This is a genomic window from Candidatus Filomicrobium marinum, assembly GCF_000981545.1.
In the GTDB taxonomy this organism is placed as follows: Bacteria; Pseudomonadota; Alphaproteobacteria; order Rhizobiales; family Hyphomicrobiaceae; genus Filomicrobium; species Filomicrobium insigne.
The window spans coordinates 371,362-387,667 of record NZ_LN829119.1 but is presented as its reverse complement, the minus strand read 5'-3'; the positions used below and the strand labels follow the sequence as shown (position 1 = coordinate 387,667).

The window sequence follows — 16,306 nt, the reverse complement described above, 5'->3', positions numbered from 1 at the left end:
GAAAGCTGCTCTCGGCACAAAAGTCCTCGCTCACCGCGCGGGACCTGCACCGCAGAAGCAACGGGGACGAGTTATTTGCGACGGCATGGACACTTGGCTGTCCCGTCAGGAACAAAGCGTTGAAAACGGGTCAATCGCCGTAATTCTCAAAGAAGGCGAGCCTACCGGGAACAGTCACCGGCGCAAATCGTTGCGTAATAGCGATCATTCCAACGCAAAGATTGTATCACCCTTGGTCGCCAAGTCTGAATTTTTCAAAGATCGGCGGCTCAGGCACGCAGCATTGAGCTTGACGTCTCCAAGAGCGCGTACTGATAATACGTTCAGTCCGGCCAGACGCAGGCCCCACGATGGAGCTGCAGATGATTGGTTCAAGTTACTCGGGCGGCTATAATTTGGCCGCGGTACGAAGCGATGTCGCCGCCAATTGGGGATGGTACCTTGCTCTTGGCATCATAAGTCTGATTGCAGGCATCCTGGCCATCGCGTTTCCCTTGATTGCATCGATCGCCGTTAAGATTCTGATTGGCTGGCTTCTCATCCTCATCGGCATCAGCCAGATCTTACAGGCCTTTCAAACCCAACGATGGCGTGGCGCCATCGTCGACTTTCTCTTAGGTGCGCTCTTGTTCGCAGCTGGCTGCGTACTCGCGTTCCTTCCGCTCACAGGCCTCATTACGCTGACCCTTTTTCTTGCGATCGTCTTCATCGTGCAGGGCATATTTCAGATCGCAATTTCTCTGCAACTACGCCCCATAGATGGATGGGGATGGCTGATGTTCGGAGGAATCATTGCTCTCGGAGTCGGCGTGCTTCTAGCTCTCGAGCTCCCATCCAGCGCCAGCTGGGCGCTCGGACTACTCGCAGGCGTGAACATGATCGCATCCGGGATCAGCTATATCGCGCTGGCACTAACCGCTAAGCGCCTCGCGGACTCTGGTCGCTGACAGCGGGAGAGAGCGCTAGGTGATCGCTCGGGTCGGCTCGGAACTGACAAATACAAAAAGACGTTGGAACCAACCGAGTTGGACGCATTCAACCACGTCTTTCAGGAGGAGTAGCCCATGCGACGTAAGTTTATCACACTTGCAGCATTGATCCTATTAAGCGCACCAGCCAATGCCCAATCAGGTGCTACCGCCAAACTGGCAACCCAAGACGGCAAAGAGATCGGCACGGTCACATTGAAGGAAACTGCTAAGCAGGGTGTATTGCTTAATATGAAGCTGAACGGCGTCCCAGCAGGCGAACACGCTATTCATATCCATGAGACCGGCAAATGCGAGGGCGATTTCAAAAGTGCGGGAGGGCACTTCAACCCCGATGGACATAAGCACGGCGTCCTCGCAGAAGGTGGCCACCATGCTGGCGATTTGCCAAACATCCATGTTCCTGCCAGTGGCAATCTCCAGATTGAAATCCTGGCTCCCAAAGTGACCTTGGCAAAAGGAACGAAGAACAGCCTCTTTGACGATGATGGTTCAGCGATTGTCATTCACCAGGGCGTAGATGATTACTCGTCTCAACCCGCGGGCGATGCCGGAGGGCGGATGGTTTGCGGCGTTATCGTCGCCGCACAATAACGACGGAACGCGCGACAAGCCGCTATCGCGGGATACCGGGATCTCCACCTCCCTCCCGCAAAGTCGGACGCGCGCCCGCCGAAGAAGAGATCTCATCAAGCGTTACAGAACCTTGAGTGAGCCAAGCTGGATCGAACCAGCGATCAGCCGGCCCATCATATGGGAGCCTTGTCACGTCCCAATGCCGGATGTAGGGCGCATAAGCGTCCCACACCGGTGGACCGCCGCCGATAAACACAACGCGACCCGCAAACTGGGCGAGCGTTTCGGTTGGTATCATCGAAGATCGCAGAACTGCGATAGTCCTGTCACGAAAAGCAAACTCAGGAACAGATGCGATAGTACGCGGCCCAGCCAGCAATACATGCCCACGCGTCATCTCGAAAAACCGCTCAACATCATCACGGTAGGCCTGCCCCTTGCAGCCCTCCCACGGCATCCGGCCCTCAAGCCCGAGCTGACCGCGCTGCCCAATAGCACACATAGCCCTGACATCGACCTGCTCTAGACTCATGGGATCATTCTCCAGCCGCGCTAGTCAGCCATCAACAAGATTGTAATCCTCCTACTCAGCCGCAGGAACCACTGAAAGGTGCTCTCTTTTTTGCGACCTGAGACGGCGCTCGGTATCGAGCATGTAATCCCGCGTCAGAGGCAAAGCGTCGAGCCGTTTCACAAGCTGCAGCTGAAAGACCATGAGGTTCTGATAGCGGAAAGCCGCTTCAGACCCAGCGAGATAGAACTCCCACATTCTGCAAAACTTCTCGCCCTTCAGATCGACAGCTTTCTGCCAATTGCGAACAAAACGCTCCCGCCAGTTGCGCAGGGTCTTCGCATAGTGAAGGCGCCAGACTTCGACATCACTGACGAACAAACCAGCCCGCTCGACACTCGGTAACACCTCACTCAGAGCCGGAATGTAACCACCAGGAAAAATGTAGCGCCTGATAAACGGGTTTGCGATCCCGGGACCGTCAAAGCGGCCAATCGAGTGGACCACCGCCACCCCATCTTCCGAAAGCAACTCTGCAATCTTCGCGAAATAGTCGCTGTAGTGGTTAACACCAACGTGCTCGAACATCCCCACTGAGACTATCCGGTCAAACGCCCCGGCAAGCTTCCGATAGTCCTCAAGCTGGAAGACTACTGAGCCATCGAGCCCTTCATCCATAGCTCGTCTTTGGCTGTACCCTAGTTGCTCCGGGCTGAGCGTAATACCGGTAACGCTGACGTCGGCGAGCTTCGCAAGGTAGAGGCCCAAACCACCCCACCCCGATCCGATATCGAGGATCTTTTGCCCATCCTCAATAGCCAGCTTGACCGCTAGATGACGCTTCTTCGCCAGCTGCGCCTCTTCTAGGTCAACGTGATCCGACGTGAAGTACCCGCAAGAGTACTGGCGATCAGAATCAAGAAACAGATCGTAGATCCGCCCATCAATATCGTAGTGGTGTCGAACATTGCGGGACGAACCACCGATAGAGTTGAGTTGTTGGGCCCTGCGCAGCATCCAGCGCATACGTTCAAGCGCACGCATCCAAAGGGTAGGTTCTACCTCTCTCACATTATCCATAAGGAGAATGATAAGATCGTAGATGGTTCCCTGCTCTACGGTTAGCCCACCATCCATGTAGGCTTCACCGATCGCCAATGTAGGGTCTGCCGAGATTTTGAACTCTGTCGCAAGATCGGTGGTCCGGCAAGTAACCTGCTTTCCCGTACCATCGCCAAAAACACTTTCATGGCCGGTATGGTCTACGAAACGTAGGGCGCCATGGCGAACGGCATAACCGAACAGCTTCATCATAGGAGACGGCATACGAGTTCTCCTCGACCGGAAGATGCAACGAACAAAGAATGATTGGGGCGATCAACTGTTTCCCGCGCAAACAACCCGGGCACACCTCAATATTCTGCACACCTTCAAATCAGCACCACACATATCTCGACTTTTGCAATAATGGGTTGATATGAAAAAGGTTTCAAATCACCGCAGAAGTCGCAATGCATAATTTTCACCGCAACCTTTGAAAAAGCAAGACCGGGAAAATCCTCCTTTCCAAAAAGTTGTCACTCAGATCCGCACGACGTAACAAGGCCGACGATCCTTACCAGGATGTTTGCGACCAAATACCAAAAATCAAGCATTTCCATAGGCCATGCTCTTCACGAACACGTGCCAGAAATCACGTGTCCTCACGGTAGCTTCGCCCGACAACCCTCACAGCCCCCACAACAGACGGAACAAACCAATCCCCCGTCCCATTGACTATGAGTGGCACGATGTAAGGAGGCTAGCTATGGCGAGATGCGAAGTTTGCGGCAACGACTATGACAAATCGTTCGAAGTCCTAATGAACGGCGATCGCCACACGTTCGATAGTTTCGAATGTGCTGTCCATGCCCTTGCCCCCACCTGCAAACACTGTGGGTGCAGGATTATGGGGCACGGCTTGGAAGACGAGGGCACTTACTATTGTTGTCGCGCGTGCGCAATGCAGGAGGGCGTTCCCGGTTTCCAGGATCGATTATAGATTTCATAGGACACGCGATCATGGAACAACGTGCGGCTTGTGCGCTCGCCAAAACAATTTTGAGGAATCGCAACAGGCAAGCGCACAAAAATTAATCTCTCAGGAGTCCATCGCGATTACATCGTGGCATAGGCGAGAATAATTAACGTCAGGAGAATCAAACCTGCGGCAGTTGCTATGCCTTTTACAAAAGATCGATACGTTCGAACGTGATCTGCATAATCGGATTCTGTAAATGTTTCTGTAGTTTGAGCTGTCATATGAACCCCCTTTGCTGAAAAAAACAACTGGGCACTTCATAAACGCGTCGCACACCTCACGAGTTCCAATACCCTAGATCAATAAACTAAAAAAATATAGGAACTTATTGATTGCGATTGAAGTTATGGTAATCCCAAGGAGTGTGGCAAGTTTACTTCGAAAACAATGGAATTTTTCCCGTCAATGATATATCGGCGTTCTATATACCGCGATAGATCGACGGCATTCCACAGCATATTCAGCTAGATCGCACTCACATCGATCCTAGTGTAAGCGTGCCCACCAAGATAATTCGCTCTTTGATCCTTAGCGCACAAAACGCTGATCGCAGGGCACACATCTTCGGCGCCCCCCAAGCCCCCGAGTAGGCGCCGATAGACCGCGTGGATGTTCCCTCACCACGCGGCAAATCCCGCCCGGGCCTAAAGTTCGGCGCGGACGCAGCATCCCCCCAGCTGCGTGAGTCCGGCGTATTCGCAAACAGCGGATACGCCGGGCCTTAAAATCACTAATTTATATCAAGCCGATCCTGATCCGAACCGGAGCATACGGGGCGTGTTAAGGAACTATACGAGCTTAACTGCGTTGCACTGCACAAATTAAAATTGAATAATGCAGGCCTAATCAGACCAAAAGTTCACATCAGACACAGGACCGACGATCTCGTCGGAGACAGTAATTGTGAGCCGTCTCGTCGTTGCATCCAATCGGGTTGCCGATTTGAGCGTCGCCAAACAAAGCGGCGGATTAGCAGTCGCCGTAGGAGAGGCCCTACGCCAACGCGGAGGTGTTTGGTTCGGCTGGAGTGGAGACGTCGTTGAAGATGGCGAACCTGACGTGCCCACAACGACCAGTCTGGACAATGTCACGACAGTCACCGTCCCACTCTCACGAAGCGAATTCGAAAACTACTATCACGGCTTCGCAAACCGAACGCTCTGGCCGGTCTGTCACTACAGGTTGGACCTCGCGGAGTTCTCCAACGAGTTTCTCGAGTCATACCGGCATACCAACGCCCGGTTTGCCGCCGAAATCGAAAAGTTATTGCTCCCTGACGACATCCTCTGGATTCACGATTTTCACCTGATACCACTCGGCAGCGAACTGCGAAAACGCGGCGTGACACAGCGCATTGGCTTTTTCCTCCACATCCCCTTTCCACCCATCGAGATTCTCACGGCCACGCCAGAACATGAATGGCTGATCGACTCGATCTTTGCCTATGATCTCGTTGGCTTCCAAACGCAGACGGATCTCAATAATTTCAAACGCTATCTGCTGCAGCTCGGGAACACGACGTTCCTGCCACTGGACCGATTGATATGCGGGGATCGGGAGCTCACTGCAGGTGTATTCCCGGTCGGCATAGACGCGGACCACTTCGCCGAGGTTGCACACTCCCCGGAATCGGATCGCATCGTTGAGTCAATGAAGGTCCGCGATCCGGGGCTCGCCCTCATCATCGGAGTCGATCGCCTAGACTATTCCAAGGGGTTGCCCGAACGCGTCCGTGCATTTGAACGGCTCTTGGAGTTGCATCCTGAATGGCGGAATGCGGCGTCATTGATGCAGGTCGCCCAGCCGACGCGTGAGGATGTCGACGCTTATGTGGACATCCGAGAAGAACTCGAACGTCTGACAGGAGCAATCAACGGCCGCTATGGAAACTTCGACTGGACGCCCGTTCGCTACATCAACCGATCAGTGGAACGCGACCGTCTCGCTGCGATTTTCCGTGCAAGTCGCATTGGTTTGGTAACCCCTGTCCGGGATGGCATGAACCTCGTCGCCAAGGAATATGTAGTCGCGCAGGATCCGGACGATCCTGGTGTGCTCGTACTATCTAAATTCGCGGGTGCCGCTGAAACACTCACCGAGGCACTGATCGTCAATCCCTTCGACACCGACGAAGTGGCCGAAGCTCTGCACGCCGCGCTCATTATGCATCAAAGCGAGCGCAAACACCGCAATTACGCATTGCGCACAAAGATCAACAACTTCGATGTCTTCAAGTGGCAAAAGGATTTCTTGACTGCCCTCGAACATAGCCGCGCGAGCTACTTGATCCCGGAACGGACCGCCTAGGCGATCCTCTAGGGGCGACGCCCGGTTGCAAAGGTAAGACCATAAAGGGCCGGCTCCGGGAGCAGGATCAGACTGGTTCCCACATTTCCCATGCGCGCCGTCATTGCTCCCTTGCTTTCGAAGGTCGCACGAAAAGCGCCAATATCCGCAACGTCGCTCCACGCGCGCGCGACGCTGCCGCAAAAGAATACGCCGCCCCACGAGGCCGTCGCCAGAACGAGATCGCCGCTGACACGTGCGAGAACCCGCGTGAAAATCTCAAGTGCTTCAGCAGAAACCGTGTCTATCCCGGCCTCTCTGAAGATCGCTGCACCCTCCGGAACAGAGTGATCCTCCTCGACCGTTCCGCTCAGCTCCTTATGAAGACGGCGAATTCCACGACCGGAAAGCAAGTCCTCAACCGATCCGATGGAACCAAGCAGCTTCTCCTCGTCTGCCGTTGTTGCAGCATAAGAAATGTGTCCCGCTTCGCTCGGCACGCAAAGCCAGGCGCCGCCGATGGGCACGGCCGTCGCCGCTCCCAAACCTGTTCCAACGTTAACGGCCAGCCGCGTCGCCTTGGCATCCAGATCGGGCGGAGGCCCACCAAGCTTGCGGACGTCATCAGAAGTGAGATGAGGCAAGGCGAGTGCAACAGCTTCAAGATCGTTGAAGAGCATCACGGGCCTATCGCCCAACACACTTGCAACGTCACTAGCTGCAATACGCCATGGCGCGTTTGTCAGGACAACTTCATCCCGGTTAACCGGGCCCGCCGCGGAAATAGATCCGCCCGTGCATTGGCCGCAATCAACGCCCTCGAGATAGGCCTGGAGTGCTGAGTGGAAAGTCGGAAAATCGCTTACGTTCAGCTTCTTGACGTGCTGCAGGTCGCCGGGCCCTGCAGACCGCGCAAAGCGTGCATTGGTACCACCGACATCTGCAATCAGCTTCCAGCGTTTCACTTGGCTGACCCTCTACTGTCGTGGCCATTACACGGAAAGGCCAGAGCGTCCACTCACCTTCCCGAATACCGGCGCGTTTTCAATCGCTAAACGGCAGCCTCCCATGGGCGCGACAAGCGCACGGCACCATTTATGATCCCGACCATAGAGTACGTCTGCGGAAAGTTGCCCCACGGCGCACCGGTTTTGTAATCCGTATCTTCCGACATTAGGCCGAGAGACGTACGCGCCGCCAACAACGCCGTGAACAGCTCCCGCGCCTCATCCTTCCGTCCCATGCGTGCAAGAGTATCAATCCGCCAAAAGGCGCAGACGTTAAAGGCCGTTTCAGGGGCGCCAAAATCATCAGCCTCCTCGTAACGCATCATGAAGGGGCCACGCCCCAACACCTTTTCCATCTCCTGGACGGTCGAGACAAAACGGGGATCCAAGGGATCGATGATACCGACCTCACCCATCAGGAGAACCCCTGCATCCAGGTACTCCCCTTCAAAGCTCTCGACAAACGCCTGCCGTTTCCCAGACCAGGCACGCTCGAGAATGACCTGGCGAATGCGTGCTGCTCGCTCGGCCCAAAAACGCGCCCGATCAGTAAGGCCCATGTACAAAGCAATCTTTCCGAGACGGTCACAGGCCGCCCAGCACATGACGCTCGATGACGTGTGAACGCGTGCACGCGAGCGCAACTCCCACATGCCCGCATCTGGCTGATCGTGAAGCTCGTAGGCCTTCTCACCGACCCGTTCGAGCCGCTCAAAATCCTCATACCCAGCGCGCATAAAAAGCCGCGTGTCAAAGAAAGCTTGCGACGCACCCAGAACGAGATTGCCGTAAGTATCGTGCTGGAAATGTTCGTAGGCCTGATTGCCGATCCGCACGGGACCGATCCCCTTGAACCCATCAAGCGTGTCGACAACACGCTCGGTCAGCCGGTCCTCTAACCCGATACCGTAGACGGGTTGAATGTGTCCCCCGTTGGCATTGGAGACGACATTCATGATCCAACCGAAGTAGTTTTCCATGGTACGCACAGCCGAGAGGCTATTGAGCGCACGCACCACGAAAAAGGCGTCACGAATCCAACAGAACCGATAGTCCCAGTTGCGCTGCGTTCCCGGCGCCTCCGGAATACTTGTCGTCATGGCAGCAACAATCGCGCCGGTTGGCTCGTAGCTACATAGCTTCAACGTTATCGCCGCGCGCACGACGGCATCTTGCCAATCGAGCGGAACAGCGAGCCTATGTGTCCAGTTGCGCCAGTAGTCATGCGTCCGAGTCTCGAACATCTGCGCAGTTTCACTGGCACCGTCGCTCAGCGTCTCGTCCGGGCCGAGGATCAGGTTCAACGGCCCGTCCAGATTAAAGGCCGTCTCCGAACGCACGTAGTCGACTGGAGCATCCGTTGTGAGCCGCAACGTCGTTTCAGGACCAACATACCGAACATGGTTCGATCCGAATGTAATAGTCGGTGTCGTCCCGCCATAGTTGAACTGTGGCCGTACTTTAATGCGAACACGCGGCGTGCCGGACAATGGACGAACTCGGCGCACCAGCATCTGCGGGCGAAACGCTCTATCTCGCCACTTAAACCGCGGCGCAAAGTCCAAAACTTCGATACTGCCCGAAGCCCCATTGAGAACTGTTCTTAGAATGGCAGTGTTGGGTAAATAGGCCTGCTCGCTACTAACGAAATCGACGACTTCGATCGCAAACATGCCCTGCCCGGATGGATTGCCGTCACCCGCCAGCAATGAATGAAACACCGGGTCACCATCAAACCGCGGCAAACAGCACCATACGATCGAAGCTTTTTTATCAATGAGAGCCCCGATACTGCAGTTTCCGATCAGGCCCAGATCAAGACCGTTCACGATCCTTCCCCTTCGAGGTGCTGCGCATAATCAACCAGCCAAGCGACGAACGCAGCGGTCGTGGGCGCCCGATAGGACGCCGCTGTGAGACCGTCGCCAACCTTGATCGAGATCCCACCAGCCGCATTGACGGCGTCAAACGCATCTTCATCCGTAACATCGTCGCCCGCAAACAGTGGCACGCGTCCTAAGAACGGAGCCTCGCGCATAAAGGCTGTAACAGCGGCTCCTTTATTCGCATCCTTCGGACGGGCTTCGACCACCATCTTGCCGCGGCTCACGCGAAAACCGCCTGCTCCATCGACAATCCGTTCCATGGTCGCAATGCACACGTCCTCAAGCTCCGGTCTTGCCCGAAAATGTAGAGCCACACTTCCGGCCTTCTCTTCCAGGAGCAGCCCTTCGTTTTCACTGCAAAGCAGCCGAAGGCCGTCTTTCAATTTGTCGAGCAGATCCCCGTCCAGCTGAGGCATTTGAACCCTGCCCACTACATCCCGGCGCGTGAAGCCATGCACCCCAGCTATCGGAAACCGCAACGGCGCAACGAACGCATCAATGGTCGCAATATCGCGCCCGGTGACAATAGCGAGCGCCCCGTCTACATGCCGCGCAACCGTTGCCAGAGCATCCCGCGTCGCTTCCGTAAGCGCTACAGCATCCGGCCGGGCAACAATATCGACCAGAGTGCCATCGAAATCCAAAAACAATGCCGTACGGCGCGCGTGAGGATAAGGAGGTAGGGCCATGAATGCGGCTAAGTTCCGATGATCAGATCATGAAAGGAATGGGCGAGAAGCAGGCCACGACACCTGCCGGTTGCATCACCCTACTATCGCGCCAAACACAAATACGCCACCCCACCCGCTTCTCGGACTATTAAGCTTGGCATGGAGGGGAGGTACGATGGAAGAACACGAAAGTGGAGCTTCAACGGGCAGCCCACTAAGCAGCCCCTCTGCTGTATCTCAGGTCACCCGATCCAACGATCAGCCGGCCAACTTTTGCAGATGCACAGCAGTCTGTGTCCACCGTGCACGCGAGAATGCGACCCTTCGGTCACAGCAAGCTCTGCGCCCGATCGGTTGGAGGGGCAGCAGTGCCCCGGAAATTCTTGTGCTGGCAAAAAAAGACGGGCAGACGCCCATTTAAGGCGGCCACCCGTACATAGGGGAGGAAGTTGCAACCAGCCTGTCGTCCACTCTCAAAAGACGACAAGGAGGTGTCAATGTGGTATGCCATATACCAACATGTGCGCCGCGTCTACCTCTGCACTAGAGCTATTCGATCACAGAATCGTTCCTATTCATTTTGCATTGCAAAATTGCATGGGTCCCATGCATTTAAGGAGCATCTCAACCTCCGCGAAAGCCTTCCACCTCGGTCAATGAACCTAAAGCGAGCCCCCCCATGCTGATCAAAGCGGAAGCCTCCTGTCTCATTGTCATCGATATGCAGGAGCGTCTCGTCCCAGCAATGCAAGCCCCAGCCCGTACGCTTAAAAACACGCGGCTTCTTCTCACAACGGCTCGACGCCTCGACATCCCGGTTCTGATCACGGAGCAATACCCGAAAGGCCTGGGCCACACGGTCCGTGAGATTGCGGATGTTTCGCAAGGACTGCCTGTCCTCGAGAAGGTTCATTTCTCCTGTCTCGAAGACCCGAGATTTGCCGACGCCTTTCGGGAGTTAGGTCGTCCGCAAGCGGTTATCGCCGGCATGGAGGCACATATCTGCGTCATGCAGACGGCCGCCCAGTTGATGGAAGAAGGCTATGAGGTTTTCGTCGTGACCGACGCGACCTCTTCGCGCTCTCTAGCGAGTGAACAGGCATGCCTCGACCGGTTGCAGGCGAGTGGCGCAGGCATCGTCACGACGGAAATGGTCATATTCGAGTGGCTGGGACGCGCCGATACTCCAGCGTTTAAGGAGCTATTGCCCCTTATAAAATGACCGCGACGCGCCACATGCGATTATCCAGCACTCGCGAAAGTAACTAATCGTCATTCGCCGCCGAGTGCCCCGGCAAACGTCCGACAACGGAGACGCCACCCAAACGTCGTCCCTCATTGTCGGAGGCATCCAACGTCCCTGTAGGGACTTCCATCTTCGAAGTCTCGGGACGACCGCGAAGAGAAGTTCTGTCGGCCCCAGCCGGGTCGGCAAAATAAATAATCGCAACGAGTGCCGCCGCCGCAAAACCAAAAATTGTCGTCGTCATTGTCGTTCTCCAACCGCCTGAGGGGTGTCGGCGTTCGATATGCCGATCTAGGGGTTGGAGAATGCCTGAGTATAAGTCGGCAGGCTGTTCCCTACGGTACATGGGTCAAACCTCCCTCCAACTACCGGCGTGCGGAGCGACGCGAAACCTCGGCTTTGGAAACTTCACCAGCTGCGACGAGAGCATTGACGCACCCCCGCGACAAACGCGGTCCAGCATCGCGCATACACTGGCGAAGAGAGCTGCTTCCGACTGAATGGGCACTGCAATAAGAGAGATAATCACCGATGCAGGCGCGCTTGACGCTCAAGCTGACCGCACCTGCCTGAGAAACTGAAAACACCAGAGTGCTGGCGAAAACGACTGCCGAGACAGCGCGGCGAAAGTTTGTAGAAATCTTAGCCATCGTTCATATCCCTTGATCATGAGCCGCACCTCGGTGCCGGCATGTCGTCTGCGATGGCCTGACTATGCGTGCTCCGCCAACGGAACGCTGTTCCGGGCGTGACACCTGTCCAAATCTTTGTGAAAGCGTTTGCCGCCCTGCTTCAACGAGGCGGAAGGCGAACCGAATAAAACGATCTCAGGTCGCGGAGGGGCGACGTTCACCTGCTTGCGCCAACGGATCAGCACGTCGCTGATCAGTCGCCTCGCGCTGCTCGCGTTGTATCATCCGCCGCGTTCTAAGAACGCCGCGGTGACCGAACAGAAAGGCCAGTATAAAAACTGCTGACTGCGTAAGGACGATACAGGGCCCTGTCGCTCCGTCGATATGGAAACTAATGAGCGTACCCGTAATGCACGACCCGATGGCCACAACCGCGGCGACAACAAGCATGCGTGCAAAGCTGGTCGTCAGCAGGAACGCGATGGCGCCAGGCGCCACCAGCATCGCCACGACGAGAATGATACCAACCGCTTTAAGCGAGGTCACAATGGTCAGAGCCAGGAGGACCAGAAGCCCGTAGTGGATGACGCGCACCGGCAGACCGATAGCGCGCGCATGCTGAGGATCAAAGCAATAAAGCAGCAGATCACGCCATTTCAGCGCCACGACGAGAAACGTGCCGCCTGCAATGACCGCTATCTCGATCAGGTCCGAAACGCTGACACCAAGCAAATTGCCAAATAGAATATGATCCAGATGCTGGTCCGTATGGATCTTCGTGAACAGCACGAGCCCAAACCCGAACATCCCGGAAAACACGATCCCCATCACCGTGTCTTCCTTCACGCGGCTGTTCTCTTTGAGGTAGCCGGTCAACCCGGCACATGTCAGCCCGGCAACGAACGCCCCGAACGACAAAGGCAAACCTGCGACATAGGCGAGAACGATGCCGGGCAGCACGGCATGCGAAATGGCATCGCCCATCAAGGACCATCCCTTGAGCACAAGGTAGCACGACAGCACGGAGCAAACCGCGCCGATCAGCACAGAGGCCACAAGCGCCCTTTGCATGAACCCGAAACTCAAAGGCACGGTGATGAAGTCAAACCATTCGGTCATGGCTTCACCTCAACCGCGCCGCTGATACGTCGCCGTGACGCCAGCACACCATGCTTCGGCGCCAAATAGAAGGTCGCCAGGAACAACAGCGTCTGCAAGGTGACGATCACCCCTCCAGTCGCACCATCGAGGAAATAGCTGAGGTAGGCCCCAACAAAACTCGTCGTGACACCGATCGCGACGCTCAACATCAAAAGCCGTTCGAACCTGTCACACAGCAGGTAGGCAGTGGCACCCGGTGTCACCACCATCGCGATGACAAGGCAGGATCCAACCGTTTGGAGCGCTGCAACGGTACATGCCGAGAGCAGCGTGAAGAAGACAATCTTGAGAACGCGCGGCTGCAGCCCCACCGTCCGTGCATGGGCTTCATCGAAAAAGACCACCATCAGGTCTTTCCATTTGAGGAGCAGCACTGCCGCCGAGACGAGCGAAATGATAACGACCTGCAGCGCATCCTCGTCGGAAATACCGAGGATATTGCCCAGCACGATCGTCTGGACATTGACCGAGGTCGGATAAAGCGAAACCAGCAACAAACCTGCAGCGAAGAACGTCGTGAAGACGAGGCCGATGGTCGCGTCTTCACGCAATTGCGTATGCTGCCGCACGAACGCCATACCTGCAGAAGCGAGAAAGCCTGCAATGAAGGCACCCGCCGCATACGGCCATTGCATCAGATAGGCCGCTGCGACACCTGGCACGATGGAATGGGCCAGGGCATCCCCCATCAGCGACCATCCCTTCAACATCAGATACGCGGACAGAAACGCGCAGACACCACCCACGAGCGCGCTGACCCACATAGCCTTGACCATATAATCGTAGCTGAATGGAACCAGCAGCTCAGTGATCATGACGGCTCACCATCTTCACTGCGCCGCAGCGGGCCTTGATCCGGCCGCTTCTGTCCATAAAAGACCAGCGGCCGCTCATCATCCGTCAGCACCGTCACGCTGCGCGTGTCATCGTCTTCATGCAGAGCCGTCCCCGCCAGCTGGAAGTGCCTGAGCACGCCGCCGAAGGCACGCTCAAGATTGGCCTGCGTAAACACACGCGCCGTCGGGCCTGCCGCAAGAATCGTTCGATTGATAAGAACCACCTGATCGCAGAAGTCGGGCACACTGCCGAGATTGTGCGTCGAGACCAGCATCACGTGCCCCTGGTCGCGCAGCTCTTTCATCAATCCAATGATCTCGGTTTCGGTTTTGACATCGACGCCGGTGAACGGCTCGTCCAACAGAATGATACGCCCTTCCTGCGCCAGAGCCCGGGCAAGAAACACGCGCTTTTTCTGGCCACCGGAGAGCTCCCCGATTTGGCGTTTCCGGAAAGCGCCCATACCGACGCGCTCCAGAGCCTCCTCCACCTTCGCGTGATCCATCTTCGAAGGAAGACGCAAAAAGCCCATGTGGCCGTACCGGCCCATCATCACGACGTCTTCGACGAGCACGGGAAAGTTCCAGTCGACTTCCTCGCTCTGCGGCACATAGGCGACGAAATTGGCGCGCAGTGCCTCCTGCATCGGAAGCCCGCAGATTCGAACCGCTCCTTGACGCGGCGTCACAAATCCCATGATCGCCTTGAACAAGGTGGATTTGCCACTGCCGTTCACCCCGACCAGCGCACAGATCGTGCCGGCACGCAGCTCAAAGGACGCGTCCTGCACGGCCGTCGTCCCATTGGGATAGGTTACTGTTACGTCGCGAACCGACAAGGATGTCGCCCGAGGGGACGCGGGCGACGTCCGCTCGCCCTCTCGGTTCTGTCGGCTGTCACGGGCAACATCCATCACTGGCCAAATCCTTTTGCGATTGTATCGACCGTCACCTCAAGCAGCTTCAGATAGGATGGCACCGGTCCGTCTGCGGCGCTCAGAGAGTCAACGTAGAGAATGCCGCCATACGCAGCCCCGGTTTCCTTCGCGACCTGGCGAGCCGGCCGGTCAGAGACCGTGCTCTCGCTAAACACAACCGGAACCTCGTGCTTTCTGACAAGGTCGATCACCTTGCGAACCTGCTGCGGCGTGCCTTGCTGGTCGGCATTGATTGGCCACAAGTAGAGTTCCTTGAACCCGTAATCGTGCGCCAGATAGCTGAAGGCGCCCTCCGACGTAACGAGCCAACGCTTGGCTTCCGGAATGCCCGCGAGCCGTTTCCGCAAAGGCGCGTCGAGCGCTTTGATTTTCGCCGCGTAATCCGCCGCATTGCGGTCGTAGGTTTCCGCGTTGGCCGGATCGAGTTTGACCAAGGCTGCCCGGATGTTCTCAACATAGATCAGCGCATTGCTGGGTGACATCCAGGCGTGCGGATTGGGCTTTCCCGTGTACGGTCCGTCATTGATCCCAATCGGCTTTATGCCGTCGCTAATTGTCAGGCTCGGCACGTTGGACAAGTTCTGAAAGAACTGCTCGAACCAGCGCTCCAGATTGAACCCGTTCCAAACCACCAGATCCGCGGATTGCGCTTTCACGATATCGCCCGGTGTGGGCTGATAGCCGTGAATTTCCGCACCCGGCTTGGTGATGGAAACGACATCCGCCGCATCTCCCGCGACATTGGCTACGATATCTTCAATCACCGTGAACGTTGTAACGATCTTAAGACGCTTACCTGGCGTGGCCGCTGCGAGCGGTGTCGCGGCCACCACGACCATCAGCGCACAAAGCAGCAAGCCGCGCATTTGATTGAACGTTCGTCCCATCCACGTCACTGGCCGCCATCTCCCTCTATCCGCCACAGCATATATACTGAAACCATTAGCATTAGAACTGATAGTTAGTTTGTGCTAAACTTGTTGTCAATTGCGAACAGAGGTAGACAATAGGCGAGACGAGACTCGGGAGCCTGACATGACTGCTGACAAGGAAACCGTGGCCAAACTCCGGGCCGAGCGTTTCCAGCGCGTGCGCGACGCGCATCAGATGGAGTTGGCGGAAGATTACGTTGAGTTGATCGCGGAACTGATCGACCGGACCGGAGAAGCGCGCGTCGTCGACCTCGCCAGCTATCTGGGCGTCACCAATGCCACGGTCAACAACACCATCGCGCGCCTGCAGCGCGCCGGCCTCGTCACGTCTAAGCCCTACCGGTCAATCTTCCTGACCGAAGAAGGTCAGACGCTCGCCGAAGCCTCCCGCGAACGCCACGAACTCGTCGTCCACTTCCTGATGGCATTGGGCGTCGACGAACCCACCGCCGAGTCCGACGCCGAAGGCATCGAGCACCACGTGAGCGAGGAAACACTGCAAGCCTTCCGGAAATTCATGGCGAAGAAGAAGGGTTAAGCCTCTCGGCACGGGAG

17 protein-coding genes are annotated in these 16,306 nt (G+C 56.3%); 6 read left to right on the top strand and 11 right to left on the bottom strand.

The window, feature by feature from the left end:
* Window positions 1-362 precede the first annotated feature (362 nt).
* Together YBN1229_RS01820 and YBN1229_RS01815 are read left to right on the top strand one after the other, a co-directional pair.
* Window positions 363-947, top strand: a complete 585-nt coding sequence (locus YBN1229_RS01820) for an HdeD family acid-resistance protein (protein WP_160298674.1) — start codon at window positions 363-365, stop codon at window positions 945-947.
* 117 nt (window positions 948-1,064) lie between these two features.
* Window positions 1,065-1,583, top strand: coding sequence for a superoxide dismutase family protein (locus YBN1229_RS01815; RefSeq protein ID WP_046476051.1), 519 nt, complete (start codon window positions 1,065-1,067; stop codon window positions 1,581-1,583).
* 22 nt (window positions 1,584-1,605) lie between these two features.
* Here YBN1229_RS01815 and YBN1229_RS01810 read toward each other — a convergent pair whose 3' ends face one another.
* Together YBN1229_RS01810 and YBN1229_RS01805 are read right to left on the bottom strand one after the other, a co-directional pair.
* The gene (locus YBN1229_RS01810; RefSeq protein ID WP_046476046.1) at window positions 1,606-2,097 is read right to left on the bottom strand and encodes a dihydrofolate reductase; all 492 of its coding nucleotides are present in this window, start codon (window positions 2,095-2,097) and stop codon (window positions 1,606-1,608) included.
* A gap of 51 nt (window positions 2,098-2,148) precedes the next feature.
* Entirely contained in the window at window positions 2,149-3,402 is a 1,254-nt protein-coding gene (locus YBN1229_RS01805) for an SAM-dependent methyltransferase (protein ID WP_046476041.1), read from the bottom strand.
* Window positions 3,403-5,059: 1,657 nt separating this feature from the next.
* On the opposite strand from YBN1229_RS01805, the gene YBN1229_RS01795 reads away from it, so the two are divergent.
* Window positions 5,060-6,463: an alpha,alpha-trehalose-phosphate synthase (UDP-forming) gene (locus YBN1229_RS01795; protein WP_046476037.1), complete on the top strand. Its 1,404-nt coding sequence runs from the start codon at window positions 5,060-5,062 to the stop codon at window positions 6,461-6,463.
* Window positions 6,464-6,471: 8 nt separating this feature from the next.
* Here the strand turns inward: YBN1229_RS01795 and YBN1229_RS01790 are convergent, their stop codons facing one another.
* The 3 genes from YBN1229_RS01790 to otsB form a co-directional block, all read right to left on the bottom strand.
* On the bottom strand, window positions 6,472-7,407 hold the full coding sequence (locus YBN1229_RS01790; protein WP_046476032.1) for an ROK family protein: 936 nt from the start codon (window positions 7,405-7,407) through the stop codon (window positions 6,472-6,474).
* Between the two features lie 86 nt (window positions 7,408-7,493).
* The gene (locus YBN1229_RS01785) at window positions 7,494-9,278 is read right to left on the bottom strand and encodes a glycoside hydrolase family 15 protein (protein WP_046476025.1); all 1,785 of its coding nucleotides are present in this window, start codon (window positions 9,276-9,278) and stop codon (window positions 7,494-7,496) included.
* Window positions 9,275-10,024: a trehalose-phosphatase gene (gene otsB, locus YBN1229_RS01780; protein ID WP_046476022.1), complete on the bottom strand. Its 750-nt coding sequence runs from the start codon at window positions 10,022-10,024 to the stop codon at window positions 9,275-9,277. Before otsB ends, YBN1229_RS01785 begins: the two co-directional genes overlap by 4 nt.
* 2 nt (window positions 10,025-10,026) lie before the next feature.
* Between otsB and YBN1229_RS19230 the strand changes: the two genes are divergently transcribed.
* Window positions 10,027-10,158, top strand: a complete 132-nt coding sequence (locus YBN1229_RS19230) for a hypothetical protein (protein WP_280136718.1) — start codon at window positions 10,027-10,029, stop codon at window positions 10,156-10,158.
* Window positions 10,159-10,685: 527 nt separating this feature from the next.
* The gene (locus YBN1229_RS01775) at window positions 10,686-11,228 is read left to right on the top strand and encodes a hydrolase (RefSeq protein ID WP_046476017.1); all 543 of its coding nucleotides are present in this window, start codon (window positions 10,686-10,688) and stop codon (window positions 11,226-11,228) included.
* A gap of 43 nt (window positions 11,229-11,271) precedes the next feature.
* Here YBN1229_RS01775 and YBN1229_RS01770 read toward each other — a convergent pair whose 3' ends face one another.
* The 6 genes from YBN1229_RS01770 to YBN1229_RS01745 all read right to left on the bottom strand — a co-directional run bounded on the left by YBN1229_RS01770 (window position 11,272) and on the right by YBN1229_RS01745 (window position 15,706).
* A complete protein-coding gene (locus tag YBN1229_RS01770; protein ID WP_046476012.1) occupies window positions 11,272-11,496 on the bottom strand; it encodes a hypothetical protein in 225 nt (74 codons plus the stop codon).
* Window positions 11,497-11,617: 121 nt separating this feature from the next.
* Window positions 11,618-11,902 carry a hypothetical protein gene (locus YBN1229_RS01765; RefSeq protein ID WP_046476007.1) on the bottom strand — a complete coding sequence of 95 codons (285 nt, stop codon included), beginning with the start codon at window positions 11,900-11,902 and terminating at the stop codon, window positions 11,618-11,620.
* A gap of 177 nt (window positions 11,903-12,079) precedes the next feature.
* Window positions 12,080-13,003 (bottom strand): metal ABC transporter permease, encoded by a 924-nt coding sequence (locus YBN1229_RS01760; RefSeq protein WP_082100962.1) that lies wholly within the window; start codon window positions 13,001-13,003, stop codon window positions 12,080-12,082.
* The gene (locus tag YBN1229_RS01755) at window positions 13,000-13,860 is read right to left on the bottom strand and encodes a metal ABC transporter permease (protein ID WP_046476003.1); all 861 of its coding nucleotides are present in this window, start codon (window positions 13,858-13,860) and stop codon (window positions 13,000-13,002) included. Before YBN1229_RS01755 ends, YBN1229_RS01760 begins: the two co-directional genes overlap by 4 nt.
* Window positions 13,857-14,795 (bottom strand): manganese/iron ABC transporter ATP-binding protein, encoded by a 939-nt coding sequence (locus YBN1229_RS01750; protein WP_046476000.1) that lies wholly within the window; start codon window positions 14,793-14,795, stop codon window positions 13,857-13,859. The genes YBN1229_RS01755 and YBN1229_RS01750 overlap by 4 nt, the downstream gene beginning before the upstream one ends.
* Window positions 14,795-15,706: a metal ABC transporter substrate-binding protein gene (locus YBN1229_RS01745; RefSeq protein ID WP_046475994.1), complete on the bottom strand. Its 912-nt coding sequence runs from the start codon at window positions 15,704-15,706 to the stop codon at window positions 14,795-14,797. Before YBN1229_RS01745 ends, YBN1229_RS01750 begins: the two co-directional genes overlap by 1 nt.
* A 148-nt stretch (window positions 15,707-15,854) precedes the next feature.
* Here YBN1229_RS01745 and mntR point away from each other — a divergent pair, with 148 nt between their 5' ends.
* Window positions 15,855-16,289: a manganese-binding transcriptional regulator MntR gene (mntR, locus tag YBN1229_RS01740; RefSeq protein WP_046475989.1), complete on the top strand. Its 435-nt coding sequence runs from the start codon at window positions 15,855-15,857 to the stop codon at window positions 16,287-16,289.
* Window positions 16,290-16,306: the final 17 nt, after the last annotated feature.